Consider the following 2253-nt stretch of genomic DNA (forward strand, 5'->3'; position numbering starts at 1 on the left):
CATGGACCTGACCTTCGGCACCCCGCTCTCGCAAAGCGGCCGCCTGCTGCAGCTGACCACCCCGCTGGGTGCCGACGCGCTCCAGGCCCTGCGCGCCCACGGCGTCGAGCGCCTCGGCCGCACCCCGCGCTACACCCTCGATGTGCTGGTGCAGGACACCGAGTACGACCCGGAGAAACTCATCGGCCAACCCGTCACCCTGGCGCTGCTCTGCGACGACGGCACCCAGGCCCCGCGCCACGGCCTGGTCGAGAGCGTGCGCTACCTGGGCAGCGACGGCGGCCTGCACGACTGGCAACTGGTGTTCGCACCCTGGTTCAGCCTGCTCGAATACCGCAGCGACTGCCGCATCTGGCAGGACAAGAACCTGCCAGCCATTCTCGAAGCCGTGTTCGCCCAGTACCCCCAGGCCAAGGGCAACTACCGCCTGGACCTGCGCCGCGAGTACGCGCCGCTGTCCTACGTCACCCAGTTCAACGAAACCGACGCCAACTTCGTGCAGCGCTGGTGCGAACTCGAGGGCCTGTTCTGGTACGTCGAGCACCAGGCCGACAGCCACTGCATCGTCTTCACCGACAGCGTCGACGCCCTGCCCGCCCTCGCCCCGCAAAGCCTGCCGTTCCATACCCAGAGCGTCACCGAAAAACAGGACAGCATCACCCAGTGGAGCACCGGCTCGCAGCTGCTCAGCGGCAAGCTCAACTGGCGCAGCGTCGATTACCTGGCGCACAGCCAACCGCGGGAAAGCGTGATGCCGGCGCTGCAGGCCGCCTCCGCGCCTGCCGCCCTGGAACGCTACGAATACCAGGGCCAGTACACCTGGCAGAAACAGGAGCGCGGCGAGTGGCTGAGCCGCGTGCAGATCGAACAGCGCGAATCCCAGGCCCGCCGCGTGCACGGCCAGGGCGGGGTGCGCCAGTTGCAGGCCGGGCGCTGGTTCGAGCTGACCCAGCACCCGCTGTACGCACGCAAGGCCGCCGAGGCGCGGCAATTCATGCTGATCGAGGTGCAGTTCTTCGCCGAGAGCAACCTGCCCATGGCCCAGCAGCGCCGTGACGCGCCCGGTAGCCTCGCAGCCCTGTTCAAGACCGTGCGCCCAGCGCCGGAAGATTCACTGCTTGGCTCGGCGCAAAGTGCTGCGTCCTACGGTTTCTTCACCAGCCATTTCGAAGGCCAGCTGCACAGCGCCCCCTACCGCAGCCCGTTCGAACACGCCAAACCCACTTGCCCTGGCCCGCAGACCGCCGTGGTGGTCACCCCCAGCGGCCACGAAGTGTTCACCGACAGCCTCAACCGCCTGTGCGTGCGCTTCCACTGGGACCGCCTGAGCCAGGACGGTGAATTGAGTTCGTGCTGGCTGCGCATGCTGCAACCGAGCAGCGGCCCCGACTGGGGCTGCGTGCACGTGCCGCGCGCCGGCGAAGAAGTGGTGGTCACCTTCCTCGACAACGACATCGACCGCCCGCTGGTCATGGGCCAGGTGTACGGCGGCCACAAACCCGCCTGGCACTCCAGCGGTCTGATGAGCGGCTATAAAAGCAAGGAAGTCGGCGGCGGCGGTTTCAACCAGTGGGTGATGGACGACTCCACCGGCCAGGTGCGCACGCAACTCCACAGCAGCCACGGCCACACCCAGCTCAACCTCGGCTACCTGATCGACCAGCGTGGCAACAACCGCGGCGGCCTGCGCGGCACCGGCTTCGAGCTGCGCACCGACGCCTATGGCGCCCTGCGCGCCCAGCAAGGCCTGTACCTGAGCACCTGGAAGCGCAGCAACGCCGAAGGCGCCCAGCTCGACATCAGCGAAGCCCAGCAGCAGCTGCAGAACAGCGAACAGCGGCTCAAGACCCTCTCCGACACCGCCCAGCAGCACAACGCCGACGCCCTGCAAGCTGGCCTCGACAGCCTCACCCAGCTCAACGCCGACGCGGACGTCACCTACGGCAACGACAACAGCAGCCCTAGCCAGGGCCCGAGCGAACAGCAGCGCAACGGCGGCGACACCGCCTGGGCAATTCGCAACGGCGGGCGCGGCAAGACCCCGGGTTACCAGAAGCCGCTGCTGATCGCCTCCTCCCCGGCCGATATCGCCACCGCCACGCCGCAGAACACTCACCTGCACAGTGGCAAGCACCTGACCGTGAGTACCGGTGAGGATGTCAGCATCGCCAGCGGCAAGTCGCTGCTGGCCAGTGTGGTGCAGAGCATCAGCCTGTTTGCGCAGAACGCCGGGGCCAAGTTGTTTGCGGCCAA

General features: G+C 67.5%; 1 protein-coding gene. It reads left to right on the plus strand.

Annotated elements, in window-relative coordinates; translation table 11 throughout:
* Position 1: 1 nt before the first annotated feature.
* A partial coding sequence (locus L6D75_RS27130) for a type VI secretion system Vgr family protein (protein WP_176517683.1) occupies positions 2–2253 on the plus strand: 2252 nt, incomplete at its 3' end.

This window comes from Pseudomonas faucium (assembly GCF_021602585.1).
Lineage (GTDB): Bacteria > Pseudomonadota > Gammaproteobacteria > Pseudomonadales > Pseudomonadaceae > Aquipseudomonas > Aquipseudomonas faucium.